This window comes from Paenibacillus sp. SEL1, assembly GCF_054602535.1.
Genome location: NZ_CM137723.1, coordinates 4,836,353 through 4,852,313, shown reverse-complemented (window position 1 = coordinate 4,852,313; position 15,961 = coordinate 4,836,353). Strand labels below are relative to the sequence as shown.

Genomic DNA, 15,961 nt, shown 5'->3' with positions numbered 1-15,961 from the left:
GAGATGTTTATGATGAATTCAGAATCGCAATCTGTCTCTCTGAAAATTCCCAGAGAGGAGTTAAACCGAAGACGAATTTTGGCGGCGGCTAGAGAACTTTTCATCAAAAACGGTGTTGACAATGTCAATATGCATCAGATTGCGAAGACTGCTGGAGTAGGACAAGCAAGCCTATACCGCCGCTACTCGGATAAGGGCGACATATGTCAGGAGATCGCGTATGAAGAATACCAACCTTTGTTTGATGAAGTTCAAGCATTTCTTGATCAATCCCCAGAAACCGCTGCCTTGGACCGGCTTTACCATGTAATCGTAAGATATGTCTCTTTTTTAGAAGCGAAAGTTCCTTGGCTCTGTGAGGTCAGCCGGGCCTCAACCGGGCATCGTCCGTTGCAATCTCCGTTATGTCAATGGATGCGCAATATAAGCAGAAATCTGCTAAATGAGGCCGTTGAACAGGGAGACGTATCCGGGGTGGACATTTCATATACTATTGAAGCCCTGCTGGCCGTGCTTCACAATATCGATTACCATCTCCAAGATGAAGGCTTTACAAGCCAACGAGTTCTTGATGGATTACACCGCATATTTATTGAAGGTTTAAGAGCTAATAGACATTAATTGAGGGGCTGGCCACAAAGCCACATAACATGGATGAGGGATAGTCCTGCGTAACTCCTCTTTTTATCTCATAATGGTATATTGAATGTACAAAGAAACCATATCCTTTCAAATGGTCGGGTGGTACCTCCATTTTACCCAGGAACGGTTTCTTATTGTTTTACAATTGGAGAACAGGACGTCCCTAGTCATTTTTATGACTTATGGGACAACCCTTTTTTTTCTGCCAATGGCTGCTATGCGAATTGTCCGGATCGGACTTCCATGGCACGCTCTCCTTATTCGGTCTTCTTATCATCAGCAGCGCTCTTTCGTCTACTTCCTGTAGGCTTCGTAGCAGCAGGCTTAGTAGCCTGAGAATCCATGGAGAACAAGCAGGTTTTCATCTTATGTATTCCAAAATTGCAGTTGAAGAGATTTGTACAGCACTTTTATCGTATGACTTCTTCTCTTGTTGCTTCTCAAGTTTCATCGAGGCTTCCAGTACAAAAGTCGGGTGATTCACTAAATCAGTAAAAAATATCTCTAGATCCTCACCATCAGGCCTCCTTAGCCACACATGAGGGGGATTTATGGTAACCACCTTGAACTTTTTCCCATAAAGACAACACTAAGCATATATCCTGATTTGGTTAAATGCCATACAACATTCCTCCATCTATTTTTTCTACTTGGGGGTTCACCTGTGTGTTTAGTAATATTATGCTACGGGATGAAATAAGCTCGTTGAGATTGGTGATTAATGTTCCTTTTGCGATGAGGTGATAAATCAATGGTTTAATTAAGAGGGGATCTGTATTGTTTACGAATGTGGAGGCAAGATGGTCAACTGGACAAGACCCAAATACACTGAAGTCGATAGATAACAGGGTTATATACCATTGTGAATAGTACTTTCTCTCTTTTAAAAAATCTTTCAAAAACTTAAGGTTACGGGACAGAGATATCGGCGGTTTTTTTGGGAAAACTACTTGATATTCCCAATCCTTTTTTGATGCGTATGTTCTACAATATTTATTACCCAATTCTGTTCGATCATTGTTTCGTTCTTCTTTGGGCTCCAGTTTTATTTGATAAAGTAATGGAATATGCCCTTGCCTAAAAACCAAAACATCAGGAACATGGAACCATTATGATAAGCATTAGCTTGTTCTTGTTTCCTAACCATCGGGACGGACTGTGTGTTCTTTGTTTTCTTTCAAAAAATGGATAAGATGTTGTCCAATTTGTCCATTTGAACCTACCACCAAAACCTTCACCTAATCACTCCTCATTATTATATTTTTTCCTTTCCCATTAACTTAAATCACCATTCTTGGCTGTAAGGTCGATCATCTTGTTCTAATTAAACATTAAGTAACCGAATGGTTTAGTGAATACAAATATTGATTGCTTATTCTCCAGAAAAAATACGTCGATGATTTGAATAAACTTTGGTTCATCTTTGCTTTCTAAGTTCTCATTCTTCGGTACGTTAAACTTTGAGCGCTTCTGGTATCTACTAGGAAGCGCTCGTATTGTATATTAATTTTGATGTGGAGGAAAATCTATATTCTCATGCTCTCCATAAAAAAGCTCAATGCGTTGGACACCCACTTTTTGGGATGAAGAACAAGCTGAATTTCCAGCTTGAGCTCGGCATGCTCAAAGGGTAACACCTTTAACTCTTCCCGTTCAATCTCTTCCAGCGCAGCCATTAGAGGTAGAATGGATATACCCTCTCCAGTCTTGATGCTCCGTTTGATCGCTTCCGGATTACCCAGCTCCAGACTCACGCGATAGGTGATTCCATTTGCTCGAAGCACTCTCTCCAGCAGTTGTCTGTAGTTGCACGTATGCTCGGGCATGATCCACTCCGCATCAACCAGATCATTCAGGTCGATTCGCTCTTTAGCGATAAGCGGATGGTTCGGATGGACAATCAGCACAAGCGGTTCTTCTCGAATGGTAATCCACTGCAACGCCGGATTGCTTGAATCGTCCGCGAGGATCAACCCAACATCGGCCTCCCCTTCCCTCACCTGGTGCAAAATCATCTCTTCGCGATCCGTATGCAATCGTATGTTCAGATCTGGGTATTCTTTGCGAGTCGCCTGCATATACGGCGGCAGAAAATACGAAGCGATGGAATCCATAGTACCGATCGTCATGGAGCCTCCGCCCTGCTTGGCCAATTTTTCTTTCGATTGCTCGAAAAGCTCCAGCATTTGTCCAGCAAGCTTGAACAGCTCTTCTCCGGCGGAGGTAAGACGAATCTTATTGTTATTGTAGCGCTCGAACAATTTAACTTGATATGTTTTCTCCAGCTTTTGAATCTGGGTCGTGACGCTGGATTGTGCGTAACCGAGCACTTCTGCTGCTCTTGTAAAGCTTTCACGAATGGCAACTTCCCGAAATGTTTGAAGATAAATGAAATCCAATCTGGCCACCCCATCGAAAATTTTGATTAGAATCATCGTTTATTATAGATAACTCTGATGCTGTTTCCTATGTTACATTAGATTTAATTCAACGGGAAGGGATAACTGATGATGATGAACGAACAACATATTCATGGGATTTTCATACCGCTGATTACACCTTTTACGCGTGACTATAAGTTGGACATCGATTCGTACCGGAAGTATGTTACCTATCTTGCAGGCCATGACATCCAGGGTCTGGTCGTTAACGGTACGACAGGAGAGTCGCCAACCGTATCCTGGGATGAAGTGAAGCAGATGGTACATGTGACGCAGGATGTTCTGAAGAGCATAAACAAAACCATTCCGATCGTCATTGGCACGGGAACGAACGATACCTATTCAACGGTGCATCGGACGGAAATGGCGGCTGAATTAGGAGCGGATGCAGCCATGGTGGTCACTCCGTATTACAACCGGCCGACGCAGGAAGGAATATTGGAGCATTTCCGTGTCGTATCTCGTGTAGGCCTGCCTGTGCTAGTATATGAGATTCCGGTTCGCACGGGTAGTCGCATGACAATAGATACAATTCGCAAAGTGCTGGACCTAGATGGCATAATTGGGCTCAAGGACAGCACGGGCGGTCTTGATCTGCTCTTAAAATTGGCCCAGTACGAGACCAAGCCTGTCCTCTGCGGAGAGGATGCCTATTTCCATGCCATGCTATGCCAGGGGGCTACCGGTGGTATGCTTGCATCCGCTCATCTCCATATCCAGAAGTATGTGGATATATACCAACGTTTTGTGGCTGGCGACATGAACGGGTCGCGAGACAGTTTTATGCTACTAGAACCGATGATCCAGCATGTATTTGCAGAGCCAGCCCCGGCCGCGATCAAGTGGTGGCTTACCCAACAAGAGATTATTGCCGCCGAGCAATTGCGTCTGCCACTTATGCCCCTGTCGGATCAGGTGAAGCAGGGTCTCCTGAATTCAATCGTATCCTGATAAATCAGCTTATCTCAGACTCACCAATCATAACGTAGAAGAAGCATCTCCTGGACAGGAGATGCTTCAATTCTTAGCCGGAACAGGCAACCTGTAGAAAAACGAATTTAAGAAGATACCCTCTTTAGTAGAACGCTGCGCATCTTCATCCCCAACCAACCCCAACTGTCTGTCATCAGGAAAACATTTTTTACAAGTCCCGCTATCTGCATTGGGTTGTTATACAAAGAGAATATTATGAATAACTACATACTCAGTTTTTCATCCTAATGAGGTCTACAATCTGAAAAGCTTACAAGCAATAGCTGGAAAGTTATTAGTAAATCCAGCTGCAACATTAAAGGGATTATTTCCTGTAAGCGAAATTATTGCAAAAAGAGGGCTGCCGATGAATTTCACCGACAGTCCTTCTCTTTCAAGCAGTATACTCCTCACTCCTATTCGCTGGACAGCTCCTTGAGCGATTTGACTTTACCATGGGGATGCTGCTCTTGCTTTCGTGACTTCCAGGCTGCTTCTTTCCTTTTCTTCTGGTGAGCCATAACAGATATCCTCCTTTGGAAATTGTGATGTATACTACTTTCTTAAGTTGTCATTTCTCAGCTCTGTTCATTCATAAAACTAAATTCGTTGAATTTTCTCCTACATATCACAATCCCAAATATAGGATGTCAAAATCGCTAATCATAAAAATGCACTCACGCACTTTATGTTTGCGGAGGTGTATTTTTATGATTAAGCAGATCATTGTTCTATTATAATCCATGTATGAACTTACTTATTTAAAATAGGTATCTCTCCAAGCAGATTCTTTAAGTTAATAGCATCCCACGGCATATGCTCCGTTATACCTAATCCAACTACATCTGTCTCTTCAGATAGTTCTTTAATCAGATTAAGTAGCTGAGGCATTTGCATTGTTCCCGCAGGAGAAAAATTATAGGGCGCTTCAGGGTTGGCGAACAGTAAAGAACGAAATGCTTTTGGGTCAAGCACATCTAAATCAAGGTGAATAGCTAGATGCTTAATGCCACTTTCTTTAATCCACTCTCTAATAGATTCAGTACTATTCGTTAACTCTTTGGTTCCTGCAGTTTTAATCCCTAGTCTTTGAATCATTTCTGTGTCTGATTCTGCAGGAGCTATGCCTAGTCTTTGAAACGCTTCTGAAATGACTTCTGCTTCTTGTTCTGTAGGAGCCGCTAATCCCGCGATAAAGACATTTTCAGGTTTTAGTGGGATTTTCACATGTTTTGCGAACTCCTCATCTCCTTCTCCCAAAAGATTTCCGAGCGGTAATGTATGTCCGTTATCATAGCCCACATATCTAACTAAATCACTGTGAGCATCGATCCAAATTAAACCTAATTCCCCACCGTATCGTTCGTTCAAATAGGCAAATGGAGCTTGTTCCACTAAGCAGTCACCACCAAACATTACAATACGATCTGGCTTATGAGCATCAATGATATGCTGAGCAGCCTCTAACTGTTCAAGTAGCTGTTTTCTCCCATTCATACCGTTTTCGTTTTCAAGCGGAGTACCGTTATAAGCTTGAATGGGAACATGAATAAGGGGTTGATCATTATCCGGAGCTAGCCAAGCAAGCAGTTCGGCTCCAAAAGAGTAATTAGGATTGTTTCCCCCTTGCCATTGTGGCATTAACAGACGTATTGTTTTTTCAGTCATGTTTTTCTCTCCTTTACTTCAAAAGTAAGGTTAGTATAAACTGAACACAAATAAAAACGTAGTACGCACTATTTTGATAGGTACTACCCGAAAGGATATTGTAAACATGAGTATGGCTGAATTTAAAGGTAAAGTTAAAAACATTCAAGATACACCTTTTGGTTATACAGTTTCACTGATTGGTGGTAAATGGAAAATGGTTATTATTTATCTCCTAGCCGAAAACCGAACAGTTCGCTTTAATGATCTGAAAAGACAGATAGGGGCTATTACTTATAAAACATTGAGTTCACAACTAAAAGAATTGGAAGCGGATGGTCTGGTGAATCGGAAAGAATATCCTCAAGTCCCCCCTAAAGTCGAGTACAGTCTCACAGATAAAGCAGAAACGTTATTACCTGTTTTGGAAGGGTTATGTGAGTGGGGAACAAAAAACCAAAAAAATTAAATCCAGTTTTCTAATAAAAAGCCTGTATGCGAAAAGTTGTCCTGTTTTCCAACATTGCTATTCCAAGTTTAAACTCTCTAGTTAAGTGAATCCAGCAATGGCTGAACAACAGCATGCAACCGTTCTGCAAATTCTATTATCTTAATTATCGCTTCAAGCCAGATTTATTTCCCGAATCACTTCAAGCGGAACCTTCGGTTTTCGGTCTTCCGTCAACAATCCGTTAACTTCCTGCTGTACATCGGTTACCTGTGTATAGCAATAGCCCGAGAGATAGGGGGTCGCTTTAATTGCTCCGGTGATTGCACGGAAACGTTCGATAAAAGCTTCGACTGAAAGTCAAAGCGGATCATATGACGGTCGATATCCGGTATTATCTTGACCTCATTGATTCTTACCTCATTCACATATTCAATCCACACACTTTTCCAGATTCCGGTGCTCTGTACATAAAAGCATTCAAAGTTCGGCACCTCTCCCGGCGGCACCGTCCATGAGAGGATTCGTCATACGGCGGAATATATTCGTATGCAATGTCGGAACATGCTCGATTTGAAGACAATGACTGCGACGTCAGGTTATAGCTCCTTTCATTTTAGCCGGCTCTTCCATCAGATCATGGGCAGCACCCCAGCTCAATATTTGCTCCAATGCCGAATAACGCTGGCCAAACATCTCCTTGTATCCACGGTACTCACTGTAAAGCAGATTGCACTGGAAACTGGCTTTCATCAAAGCAGCTATTTTATCAAGAGATTTCGGGAGGATACAGGCATCACGACGGAGCAGTTTCGCCAGCTGAGAAGGATGGGTTAGTACAATCTAATAACTGTTCAATAGCTGGGCATGTGTGTATGGCAGCGTACAAATCGAAATTACAAATTTTGCAGTTGAAGAAAAGAATAAGCGGCCGCTTAGGACGTTTGGTTAACATGTCCTACGCTACCGCTTCTGTTAATGTTTTTTATTTCACTTCTATATGGGATTATATTGTCTGTTTGGATATTGCTCCGAAATATTCTACAACTACCTCACGGAATTCCAGAGCAGCCCGCGAAATATACCGACTCCTTTGCCATAATAAAGCGATCTCACGTACCAATTCGTGATTTTCTACTTGAAGATATTTAAGATGTTCCCGTGAGTTTCTTGCCGTGCTTGGTATGAAGGCTATGCCAATTTCAGCTTCCACAAGTGTACTAAGCCTTGCAGGTTCATCCCCCTCATACACATACTTAGGTATAAAACCTTCCGATTTGCATACGGAGTCCACTAAATCGCGAGTACCGTAGCCTCTCTTTACACCGACAAACCATTCATCCCTTAGATCTGTCAACGTTACACTGCTTCGATCCGCCAGCCGATGCCCCTTTGGAACAGCTACAAGGATTGGGTCGATAAACACGATTTGGCATTCGATGTCATCTCCCTCTATTGGAGGTGAGGACAAGCAAAAATCGACCTCTCCTCTATGAAGCAGCGTTACCATTTCCTGCGTGGTCAGCATTTGCACATGAAATTGAATATAGGGTCGCTTTTTCCGAAACTCTCGCAGAATATTGGGTAATGTGCTTGCGGTGGTCACTGCCAATTCGAGAGTGCCATGTTCCGGGCTGGATAAATCACTAAGCTCCTGCTTCCCCTGCTCCAATTCAAATAAAGCCCTCTCTGCACGGTGAAGGAATCTGCTTCCGAACTCATTCAATCGCAGTTTCCTCCCTGTTCGATCGAATAGAGGAACCCCCAGATCTTCCTCCAGGCGTTGAATCGTTTTGCTCAGCGACGATTGAGTAACGTGCAGACTTCGTGCAGCTTCGGTCACATGTTCCAAACGAGCTACCGCGAGAAAATATCGCAGTTGAAGAAGTTCCATTATGATCCCCCATTCATTCCCTCAAGTCAATGAGATTATAACATCAAATGCGTTGGAATAAATAATCGCTTTCAAGTACGATGATATTAATTCGCTATGGGGGGACCAGAAATGAGCGTTCGCAGCTGGTGGTTACTGATTTCAGTTGGTCTAGGGATACTATTGAACCCATTAAATTCTTCGATGGTTTCTGTTGCTATTCCAAGTCTGCAAAATGTATTCCAACTTGACTTTACAGGTGTTTCCTGGATTATTTTTTCTTTCTACATTGCAAGTAGCATCGCACAACCTGTCATGGGAAAGGCCAGCGATTTATTCGGTCGTAGGAGGATATTTCTTTCTGGGCTTGTTGTAAGCTTCATTGCATCATTATTAGCTCCATTATCACCAAATTTCGGGTGGCTCATCGTGTTCCGCATTGTGCAATCCATCGGAACAAGCATGATGGTTGGGGTTGGAATGGCTATTGTTCGAATTCATATTACAGAGAAACCAGCAACTGCGCTGTCTGTTTTGTCCATATTCCTATCTGGAGCAGCAGCGATTGGCCCCTTTATTGGCGGTGTCTTGATTCACTGGTGGAATTGGCCTGCTATCTTTTTCATCAATATTCCGTTTGTGGTGGCCAGCTTTGTATTGGCTTGGAGGACTATTCCTAAGGACGAACTGCCAACATCCGTAGCACGCAACATGTCCTTTCGTAAATGGTTTGAATTGATTGATGCATTAGGAATTCTGCTCTTCACAGTGGCTTTGGTTACCCTGCTCGTTGGATTACTCTCAGCAAAATCATCTGGACATATCTTATTAGGAAATGTCATTTTCGGGCTGGTAGGTCTCGTTGCGCTGGGGATATTCGTACGACATGAGTTAAAAGCGACATCACCCTTTATTCCTTTACGTACATTTGCCAAGTACCCTGCGATGACTTGGGTTAATGTTGAATTCATGCTCGTTAATGTACTATATTACTCGCTCTTTTTCGGGCTTCCGTCCTACTTGCAAATGGTACGTCATGTCAGTGAGTTCCAAACAGGCATTCTCATGCTAAGCTTAGGCTTGTGCTCGCTAATTACTTCTCCAATTGCAGGACAATGGATCGATAAATCAGGACCCCGACCGGCATTGCTGGTGTCCGCAATTCTGATGACATTGGGGTCAGTGTGGCTCGTGACATTGAATCCAACTTCACCGGTTATCAGCGTGTGTTTGGCTTTAGCTGCATTCGGTATTAGCAACGGTTTGAACAATGTAGGTATGCAAGCAGCCCTGTTCCAAAGTTCTCCAAAAGAAATAATCGGTGTAGCATCCGGATTATTTAACACATCAAGATATCTGGGAACCATTATCTCTTCATTATTGATAGCTATTGTAATGGGAGGTACGTTTAGCTTCAAGGGATTTCAAATGCTTGGGATTATCCTCACGGTAATTGCATTGTCTTTGGTATTCATGAGTCGGCAGCACTGGAAGTCAGCGCAATTGTATGAGTCGTAGGCCCACAAAGTTCATATCTCAAACCATTGCGCGGCACCAATCATCATGCATCCAATGTCATTTATTTGGATTAAAGAAGGCGTTTCACCTAAACGAACGGTTTTATGAAGTCGGTTGCATGAACCTTTGCACACTATTTTAATTGATTCTGATGTTTCTCTCTGTGAAGCAACCTTATTAGCTATTTTTTTAATAACTGCCATAATACCATTTTTCAGAAAACAAAAGCATATTCAGTGGTCGTTTGATCATTATCGCGCCCCTGTATTTCCCTTAAGCGGAGTGGGCTTGTCGAAGTGTTGAGCCAACGTAACACGGAAGTCAGTCTGCTCCAGCGGGCTGGTATATTCGCCAATGTTTGAAAAATACTACAGATTTCGTCCCTCGCTGAAGCAAGGACAAGACCCTTGTTCCGGCTTGGCGACATAATCCAGCTTGTCATTATACCCTTCCGAATTCCAGGGATTAGTAGAACGTTCGCTACACATAAGTTCAGTCTCCTTTTTGTATGATTACAGGTCACAATAGTAGTGCATCATTTTCTCACAAAAACCAGTACTTTATAGAATGTACCGACTTGGTAAAATTTCAAGTATTAAAGACTTAATAGATATATACTAACTATATTTTAATCAAAGCTAACCATTCCCTTTCGGTCTGTCTGACGCAAAGGCAATTAAATAAAGCATCGTGTGGAGTGCATTCTTCATTGCTTTTGAATACTTCAGATTCCCCACTTTAATCAAGGATTTAATGGATCTATATTAACCTCGATTTCGTCGACCTGTCAAAAAACTTTCCAAAAAATGCAGCTTGATCTTCCCCCACGTTCATACTAAAAAAAACCGCTGATTTGATTTGTTCAGATCAGCGGTTTGAAATCTCAATAATTCTTCCACAAATTCATTGACATACTTTTAGATTTGTTTATTTTCTGAATTCGGATTATCAAAACCTAACAGCCTACCCTTTGAGGTGTAAATGAAGCCATTTGTTGGATCTTTTTTGCTTTTGTCTGATCATCATTGATTTAAAAATTACTTCGTTGTAGCTTCGTACAAACGCTGTAAAATGGTAACAGCTTCAGCCCGTGTGACTAGCGCTTTTGGGTGAAGGTATCTTTCATTAGCAGTAAGGACTCCCATCTTGGTTAGGGTGTAGAATGCTTCTGCCTTTTGATCCTGGGAATCTCCATCATAGTTGTACTCTTCTCCAGTCTTGTCGATGTACAGCACCGGATAGTAGGCCGAGAAATTGTCATTGTAATTGGCCTGACGAACTTTTATATCCTTGTACTGCGCAGCTGCGGAAATCACTTCCTCAATCTCAGGATGAAGCGTCTGATTGGTATAATCCGTCCGAAGAGAGGCGATCATCATCACATCCCAGCGGGTCAATGGTTTGTCAGGTTTGACATAGAATTGATAGTTTGGATATTTCCCGCCAACACTTTCAGCATACGGCCAGACGTAGTCCCCGTTGAATATTGCTGCAAAATCTTTATTCGCCCAGTGTTTACGCGCATCCACAAAGTCGGAAGGTTCGCCGGAAGAATGATCGATTTCTGGAAAAAGCTTGTGAAACATATGTACAAATTCCGCTTTCGTTATGGTTTTACTTGGCTTGAAGGTCCCATCTGCATAGCCCTTGACAACGCCCTTGTCGACCATGGAACGAATCGATTCGGCAGCCCATTCATATTTTGTTCCTTCCACATCAGGAAACGTGTTTGCCGCGAATGCAGATTGACCGAAAAATAGTGTCGTCGCAACCAACGGGGTGATAAGCCATTTCTTTTTCAACATCTCTTTCCACTTCCTTTAGGTAAAATTTATGTATAAAATAGTTCTCTAGACTCAATTTTATATCGGCATTTCAAAAGAAAATGATGATATTAGAGAGAAAAAAGCACTGTTAAACAGTATTTTGGAATATCGACAATCTGTGTTTAAAAAATGTTATGGATACAAGTTCTAAAGCCTCTCCATATTCGGGTAGACCCGTCGGGAATTGAGAAAGCTTGTGGAGGCCTTCATGGGCCGTTCTCGCTTTTTACTCTTTTGACCTAAGCCTGTACGTTCGACCCTAGCATCGATTAACCGCTTCATGCGATGAGGAATCTGCATTAGTGTAATCTGCCCGTTAGTTAAAAAACAGCCGAGCGCTCGGCTGTTTTTTTGGTAGCGTTGAACTATCGTTTTTTAGTTAGTTTAGCGAATTCCACCCCATAGGACTGGGAAGCTCATTCGCTCCAAAATATTGATACGCATCTACGCTTATGACTGCATCGAAGTATTGCTCTGCAAAAGGCAAGTGGCAGGCATCTGCATGGATGGGGATAATTTGGCTTTCCAAACCAAACTCTCTGAATCTTCTATAGTTTTCAGTTGCAATAATCCATAAATCGACAGCAAATATGGTTATGTCAAACTTTTGCGCCAGATAGATAGAAGTAAGTCCGGTCCCACAGCCCAAATCCAGCACTCTCATTCCTTTCTGCAAAGTCAAATTTTTCGATAGCTCCTCGAGCATGATAATCGAACTAGGCCCCATTAAATTTGCTCTTATGAAATCTACGTCACCTAGATCTCGCCGGATCATTTCTGCTGACCCCCTCCTACTTTCTTCATTTGATATTTCCAATAAAGCAATTCTTCATCTTTGTGATCAATTTGAAATCCTAACTTCAATAACAAATTCTTAGAGCTGTTATTGTCAGGTGCGCATCTTGCCGTTACGATTTGGACTTCTTCATGATTTAAGGACCACTCTATTAATTTTTGAGCGGCTTCATAGCAATAGCCTTTGCGGCGATGACTTTCATTCGTTGCAAAACCGATCTCAATCTTACCGTTCTGATCAGGATCTCCTAAAAAACCAATCCCTCCAACAATTTCTTGGGTATCCTTCTCCACAATGATCCAAGAATCAAAACCTCTAGTGCCATTATTTTTTATCAAAAGTTCTCGAAAATAAGGTAAAGCTTCAAAGAAATCAGGACCCGGCCATTCATCACTGGTTTTATAACCCAAAGCTTCAATAGCACCTATATCACGTTGGGCTGCTGCTTCGATTAAATTAAGATCAAGTGTTTTTAATAGGAGCCGATTCGTTTGAAGTTTCATGTATTGTCCACCTTTCTACTTACTTAGATTGAATCTTTCATTCAAGAAGTCTGGTTGTATTGGACCAAATTGGAGTAATTCCCTTCTATCCCCCTTTGCTAAAATTAGAAAAGGGCAGGAATGAACATACGTCATTCCTACCCTCATATCACCTGCTATTTTGCCACAAAAAAATCCGCGCTGAACCAGCACGGATTGGACTCATAATAACAGGTATCCCTAAGGATCTGGTAATATCCGTTGTTCTTAACTAATTCCGAAGCTTTCAAATCCCCACCCGTAATACAAAAATTGGGCAGACGAATAGTAGGTGCATGAAAACCTCTTTTTATGGAATTGGATTAGTAAAGAACAGCTCTAGACAAAAAAATCTCTCCTCAGTGAATTACCCTTATTATATCAGGGCCAATTTTATCTGCCAACCTTTCACATGTTTCAAAAGTGTTTCATTAGGACTATCCTGCTGGTTAGCTTAAAAGCAACCGAGTGATCGGCTGCAGTGGTAGCAGTAACTGCATCATGACCCTACAGGCCTTTTCCCCCTAGAGCACGCAGTTTAATGGGCTCCGCTCCAATAATCAACGATCGGCCGCGTTGTATCGACGCCAGTACCTCTTCGTTCTTAAGACTGGCTGCATGGGCATCTGCATCTTTCCACAGTTCGGTCACATACACCGCATTCGGGTCGTCGTCTGACACATTGACTATATACAAATAGCAGTCATTATTCGACTTCAACAGATCGGCCGCTTCTAGCAAGATGTCTGCAAGAGCGTCCCTTTGCCCTGGACGTGCCGTCAACTTTCCATACATAGCAAAATGGTTCATGATCCTCATCCTACCCTCGAATGATATTTGACTTCATCTTATTATAATGTTCCGCAATGTCAGCGCTAATTTCAGCAAGCTTCTCCACAAGCGCTAAAAAATAGTCGGTACCATTCCCCCATCCATACGGATTGGCGAACCTTTAAATGCAGATGCATAAGGACTACATACAAATGTAGCTAGTCTACCTATTTCAATAGGCTTGATAAATCGCTGTATTTCAGATTGAGGCAGGTTTGTAACCATAAAATCTTTCTCTTTTTCTGAAAAAGTCATATTTTCATGAGGATACATACTCTCAATGATTTGGTGCACATTCTCAGAGAGTGTTGGTCCTGGCATGATCGTATTGACTGTAACTTCTGTCCCTATTGTTAATTTAGATAAGCTTTTTGACAATGATAACAACATAGATTTTGTCATACAATACTGCGGCATTTGTCCTGAAGGCATAATTGCTTCTTCACTCGCAATAAAAATAATGCGGCCATAATCATTTTTCAACATTTTAGGTAAATAAAATTTTGATAATCCATTTGCAGCAAGAACGTTAGTACGGAAGTATTTTTCCCATACTTCATCGTCTACGTCCTCATATTGCATAATTTCATAAATGCCCGTATTGTTAACCAAAATATCAATACTAGGGTATTTTTCAAATAAAGCTTCTCTTTGTCCAATATCCACAATATCGGCTGTCGCATTTTGAGGGGAGGTAGCTGGGAAATTTGACTTAATTTCATTTACAGTTCGTTCTACCTCTTCATAATTTCGTCCATTAATTAGTACATTAACACCTTCTTTGGCTAGTTCAATGGCAGTTGCTTTACCTATGCCTTTCGTTGATCCTGTAACTAAAGCTGTTTTATATTTTAATCCCATATCCATAATACACTTCTCCTTTTTTAAAACAGTCTTGAGCTCTGGATAGTGATTATATTATCTTGTCTGGATTGTCCAGTAACTAGCATATTGCGCCAAAGTTCTTGTTTAACACGCCAAATGATAAAACTCATTAGGCAGTCCTAACGTGCTCCTGATATCGAGTTTGTACCTAAGTGTTCAGTCCGCCAATTTGAAGGTGTATCACCCTCCCATTGGCGGAAGGCGCGGTAAAACGAATTCTGGTCTTCATATCCAATCAAAAATGCCACCTCTTTAATATCGAGCGAGGGGTCTGCCAAGTACTCTCGTGCCTGCTCATGTCTAGCTTGTGTCAATAGAAACTTGAAGCTCGTATTTTCGTCAGTAAGCCGGCGCTGCAAGGTACGATCGCTCATACTGAGCTCCTTCGCCACAGCCTGAATGTCAGGACGCCCTCCTGTAAGGCTACGTTTCAGGATCCATTTGACCATTTCAGTAATTGAGCGGCTGCGCTGCTGCTCATCCAACGATCTGTCCAGAGCAGGAGTCAGGATTTCCAGCAACTCTTTGTTGTACGAGACAAAGGGACGGTCCAGATCTCTTCGATGTAGCGTCAATCGGTTACATTTTGCACCAATTCGAATGCGACAGCCGAAGTATGCTTCAAGGGCTTGTACATCGCCCATGGAGTGCGAAAATTCAACAAGCTGCGCTGTCAAAGGTTGACCTGTCCCCCGTCGTCCAATCTCCAGAAGACAAGCCAGCGTAATACCCACCAGCATCGGCGGACCAGATTGCTCGGGAGACAGCCATTCCAGATCAATTGTACAGTGCTCCCCCTTCTCAGTGATATGTAGGTTTTCCGGGGGACACAGTTGTTTGTACCGAGCCATTCGGTTTAGAGCGTCGCGGTAGTCCCGAGCATGGTAAGTCGCTAAGACAGTCGGTGGGTACTTCGCTGTATCAAAGACGGTTGCAAGCTTGATGATTCCTTGTGCAGTGTCACCAATGAGATCAGAATATGCCTGCCAGATCGCGAAATATTGAGCGGTGGTGACTACTGTTTCAGTACTAATGGTGATCGGCAATCGTGCTTTGCGAGCTACCTCGTGGGCGCCAAACCCTAACTGACATAATCCTGCCCACAATCCTGGCGGGATTTTAATACGGCCAGAGGTATGAGACTTCATACGTATGGGCCTCCTTTATCTACTTACATATTCATTAGTTTTGGTTGCGATGGGATCCCTCTTAAGTACACATAAGAATACTCTTAAGTAGGTTAAGGTGTCTACATTAACGTAATAAGCTGCGAAAAATGTTACATCTTCTTGTTATCTGTGATACTTTCAATCAATGAAGAGGAATATGGCGAATTACTTAATCATAATAAAATTCTGTTAATGGCACGAACGACTCATCCTCAACACCAAAAAACACACCCATATGTTTATGAGTGTGTTTTTAAAACCTCAAATCACCGACACTCCTAGGAATGTCATTCCTTCATGCTTCTTATATTTAAAAATTAAGGCTTCAAGAAAGGCCCGTTTTCACCGATCTTACCGGAGGCAGGATTATCCGGGAGATCAAGTACAATAAA

The 15,961-nt window shown here is 42.2% G+C and carries 15 protein-coding genes and 3 pseudogenes; 5 read left to right on the top strand and 13 right to left on the bottom strand.

Translation table 11 applies throughout. The features are described 5' to 3' along the window. Window positions 1–9 precede the first annotated feature (9 nt). Window positions 10–621, top strand: a complete 612-nt coding sequence (locus ACYCSE_RS22310) for a TetR/AcrR family transcriptional regulator (protein WP_081112483.1) — start codon at window positions 10–12, stop codon at window positions 619–621. Between the two features lie 1,144 nt (window positions 622–1,765). Here ACYCSE_RS22310 and ACYCSE_RS22305 read toward each other — a convergent pair. Together ACYCSE_RS22305 and ACYCSE_RS22300 are read right to left on the bottom strand one after the other, a co-directional pair. Beyond that, window positions 1,766–1,880, bottom strand: a pseudogene (locus tag ACYCSE_RS22305) (NAD-dependent epimerase/dehydratase family protein); the annotation flags it as partial. 288 nt (window positions 1,881–2,168) lie between these two features. Further along, complete coding sequence (locus ACYCSE_RS22300; protein ID WP_416145773.1) at window positions 2,169–3,050, bottom strand: LysR family transcriptional regulator; 882 nt, start codon at window positions 3,048–3,050, stop codon at window positions 2,169–2,171. 99 nt (window positions 3,051–3,149) lie between these two features. Between ACYCSE_RS22300 and dapA the strand changes: the two genes are divergently transcribed. Continuing rightward, a complete protein-coding gene (dapA, locus tag ACYCSE_RS22295) occupies window positions 3,150–4,034 on the top strand; it encodes a 4-hydroxy-tetrahydrodipicolinate synthase (protein WP_459699965.1) in 885 nt (294 codons plus the stop codon). A 437-nt stretch (window positions 4,035–4,471) separates the two neighbouring features. Here the strand turns inward: dapA and ACYCSE_RS22290 are convergent, their stop codons facing one another. Further along, window positions 4,472–4,576 (bottom strand): DUF6254 family protein, encoded by a 105-nt coding sequence (locus tag ACYCSE_RS22290; RefSeq protein ID WP_023988604.1) that lies wholly within the window; start codon window positions 4,574–4,576, stop codon window positions 4,472–4,474. 232 nt (window positions 4,577–4,808) lie between these two features. Beyond that, complete coding sequence (locus tag ACYCSE_RS22285; protein ID WP_322175835.1) at window positions 4,809–5,723, bottom strand: arginase family protein; 915 nt, start codon at window positions 5,721–5,723, stop codon at window positions 4,809–4,811. A gap of 106 nt (window positions 5,724–5,829) precedes the next feature. Here ACYCSE_RS22285 and ACYCSE_RS22280 point away from each other — a divergent pair, with 106 nt between their 5' ends. Continuing rightward, window positions 5,830–6,171, top strand: coding sequence for a winged helix-turn-helix transcriptional regulator (locus ACYCSE_RS22280; protein ID WP_061830921.1), 342 nt, complete (start codon window positions 5,830–5,832; stop codon window positions 6,169–6,171). Between the two features lie 153 nt (window positions 6,172–6,324). On the opposite strand, the pseudogene ACYCSE_RS22275 reads toward ACYCSE_RS22280, so the two are convergent. Continuing rightward, window positions 6,325–6,501 (bottom strand): annotated as a pseudogene (locus tag ACYCSE_RS22275) (glycoside hydrolase family 2); the annotation flags it as partial. 198 nt (window positions 6,502–6,699) lie between these two features. On the opposite strand from ACYCSE_RS22275, the gene ACYCSE_RS22270 reads away from it, so the two are divergent. Beyond that, the gene (locus tag ACYCSE_RS22270; protein ID WP_322175832.1) at window positions 6,700–6,987 is read left to right on the top strand and encodes a helix-turn-helix transcriptional regulator; all 288 of its coding nucleotides are present in this window, start codon (window positions 6,700–6,702) and stop codon (window positions 6,985–6,987) included. A gap of 169 nt (window positions 6,988–7,156) precedes the next feature. On the opposite strand, the gene ACYCSE_RS22265 is transcribed toward ACYCSE_RS22270, so the two are convergent. Further along, entirely contained in the window at window positions 7,157–8,044 is an 888-nt protein-coding gene (locus ACYCSE_RS22265; protein ID WP_322175828.1) for a LysR family transcriptional regulator, read from the bottom strand. A 111-nt stretch (window positions 8,045–8,155) separates the two neighbouring features. Between ACYCSE_RS22265 and ACYCSE_RS22260 the strand changes: the two genes are divergently transcribed. Next, window positions 8,156–9,541, top strand: coding sequence for an MFS transporter (locus ACYCSE_RS22260; protein ID WP_322175826.1), 1,386 nt, complete (start codon window positions 8,156–8,158; stop codon window positions 9,539–9,541). 254 nt (window positions 9,542–9,795) lie between these two features. Here the strand turns inward: ACYCSE_RS22260 and ACYCSE_RS22255 are convergent. From ACYCSE_RS22255 to ACYCSE_RS22225, 7 genes and pseudogenes are all read right to left on the bottom strand, one after another. Continuing rightward, a pseudogene (locus ACYCSE_RS22255) lies at window positions 9,796–9,909 on the bottom strand (SAM-dependent methyltransferase); the annotation flags it as partial. Between the two features lie 669 nt (window positions 9,910–10,578). After that, complete coding sequence (locus ACYCSE_RS22250; protein WP_322175823.1) at window positions 10,579–11,346, bottom strand: S-layer homology domain-containing protein; 768 nt, start codon at window positions 11,344–11,346, stop codon at window positions 10,579–10,581. A gap of 400 nt (window positions 11,347–11,746) precedes the next feature. After that, window positions 11,747–12,142 (bottom strand): SAM-dependent methyltransferase, encoded by a 396-nt coding sequence (locus tag ACYCSE_RS22245; protein WP_459699960.1) that lies wholly within the window; start codon window positions 12,140–12,142, stop codon window positions 11,747–11,749. Continuing rightward, on the bottom strand, window positions 12,139–12,666 hold the full coding sequence (locus tag ACYCSE_RS22240) for a GNAT family N-acetyltransferase (RefSeq protein WP_459699958.1): 528 nt from the start codon (window positions 12,664–12,666) through the stop codon (window positions 12,139–12,141). The genes ACYCSE_RS22245 and ACYCSE_RS22240 overlap by 4 nt, the downstream gene beginning before the upstream one ends. Before the next feature lie 525 nt (window positions 12,667–13,191). Continuing rightward, a complete protein-coding gene (locus ACYCSE_RS22235) occupies window positions 13,192–13,494 on the bottom strand; it encodes a putative quinol monooxygenase (protein WP_250261371.1) in 303 nt (100 codons plus the stop codon). A 93-nt stretch (window positions 13,495–13,587) separates the two neighbouring features. Continuing rightward, a complete protein-coding gene (locus tag ACYCSE_RS22230; protein ID WP_440723561.1) occupies window positions 13,588–14,382 on the bottom strand; it encodes an SDR family NAD(P)-dependent oxidoreductase in 795 nt (264 codons plus the stop codon). Between the two features lie 137 nt (window positions 14,383–14,519). After that, window positions 14,520–15,548, bottom strand: coding sequence for a helix-turn-helix transcriptional regulator (locus ACYCSE_RS22225; RefSeq protein ID WP_459699954.1), 1,029 nt, complete (start codon window positions 15,546–15,548; stop codon window positions 14,520–14,522). Window positions 15,549–15,961 lie beyond the last annotated feature (413 nt).